This is a genomic window from Thiohalocapsa sp., assembly GCF_019695415.1.
Classification (GTDB): domain Bacteria; phylum Pseudomonadota; class Gammaproteobacteria; order Chromatiales; family Chromatiaceae; genus Thiohalocapsa.
In genome coordinates this window covers 1-1,537 of sequence record NZ_JAIFKJ010000027.1, presented here as the reverse complement: position 1 = coordinate 1,537, position 1,537 = coordinate 1, and the positions used below count along the sequence as shown (strand labels likewise).

At 61.0% G+C, this 1,537-nt stretch carries 1 protein-coding gene; it reads right to left on the bottom strand.

What is annotated here, in order from left to right; translation table 11 throughout:
- Window positions 1–471: 471 nt before the first annotated feature.
- Window positions 472–1,449: an IS110 family transposase gene (locus I6U14_RS00375; protein WP_296895945.1), complete on the bottom strand. Its 978-nt coding sequence runs from the start codon at window positions 1,447–1,449 to the stop codon at window positions 472–474.
- Window positions 1,450–1,537 lie beyond the last annotated feature (88 nt).

Here is a 1,537-nt window from a genome sequence, read left to right as displayed (position 1 = left end):
CCTGTCCCACCCCGTGTCTCCAACGTGGCGCCTGGCGGCCGCGTCCGATGTGTATAAGAGCCAGGGGCCACCAAACTGAAGCTGCGCGGTGCGCAGGGCGCACCCTTCTATGAGGACTGCTTTGTCAACCCCCTTAATCGGTTCGCAGTATCCTATCTTCATCGTCGTTTTTTCATGCCGTTGCCTCTGCCTGTTGTGCCGTGCAGTAGTTGGTTGCCCAGGTTTCGTTTGCTCGTCAGACCCCTCGTATGGGCCGTGACCACCTTCTATCCGTACCGGCCTGTTACCGGTTACCTCAAACTGCGTTCGCGTTAACGTCGCCTCTAACCTGGTGAGAAAGTACCCCTTCTACAAAAACGGTATGACCATCGCCAACCAAGGGTGCGCACGAGTACTTTCGACAACGCGGTTGCACGGTTTCAACGGTGCTTTACTCGCGTGTTCTATGTTCTTCTGAGCGGCCGCCGGGGCTTATGCCACTTTGAGCATGGCCCCTTCGGGCAGCACGCCATGTTCCAGGTACCGCCATAAGGCGATCAGCAGCTTTCGGGCTAAAGCCACGATGCCGATGCGGCGCATGCGCTTGCCACCATGGCCAAAGCGTTGCTCAAACCACTGACTGAGCGCGCTGTGAGGCTGGTAGCGCAACCATAACCAGGCCAGCTCGATCATCAGCCGGCGGATGCGCTTATTACCCGCTTTGCTGATGCCTTGCTCGCGACTACTGTCGCCACTGTCGAACGGGGTCGGCGTCAGCCCCGCGCAGGCCCCCACCTGCTTGGCATTACGGAACGCGCGCCAACAGAAAAATTCCATGATCAACACCCAGCTCGATTGCCAACCCACGCCCTTGAGCTGCATCAACCGCCGCACCATCTCCAGCGCGACACCGTCTTCATGCGCGGCCCGCTCACGCTGTAAGCGCTCCAGTTGCTTGACCTGACGATCAACCAGCACATAACGCTCGTATTCGCGCCCCAGTTCCGCCTTCAGATCCGTCGGCAGGGCGTAGCCCGTGACCGCCGCTTTGGCATCCGCTAACAGCCGCGGCAACGCCGACAGCTTGTCCAGGCGGATACCGTGCGCCACCAGCAACGACTGCATCCGCGCACTGTGGGCTCCGCGCTCCTTGAGCAGGCGCTCGCGTTCCCGGTTCAGCCGACGCTGGTCCTCTTCCTCCACCGTGGGCACGCGCACCGCGTGCAACGCCGCCTTTTCACCATTGCAGTAGCGTATCAATAAACGCAGCAACGCACCGCCATCGACACGGTCGGTCTTGACCTGCTTCTTGCGCCGGCTGACTTCGATGCTGGCCGAATCCACCACATGGCTGTCAATACCCTCAGCCTGCAGCGCCCGGTGGATCCAGAAGCCGTCCCGGCCCGCCTCATAACAGCTCACCACGCGCGCGTCCGTGGCACAGTGGAGCTTCGCTTTCGCCTGGTCGATTTCCCTGCGCAGCGCCGGCCAATCGCCTGCCACGATCGATTTCGTCCGCGTGCGCTCGCCGTTACCGAAAACCAGCTTCCATTTCTTG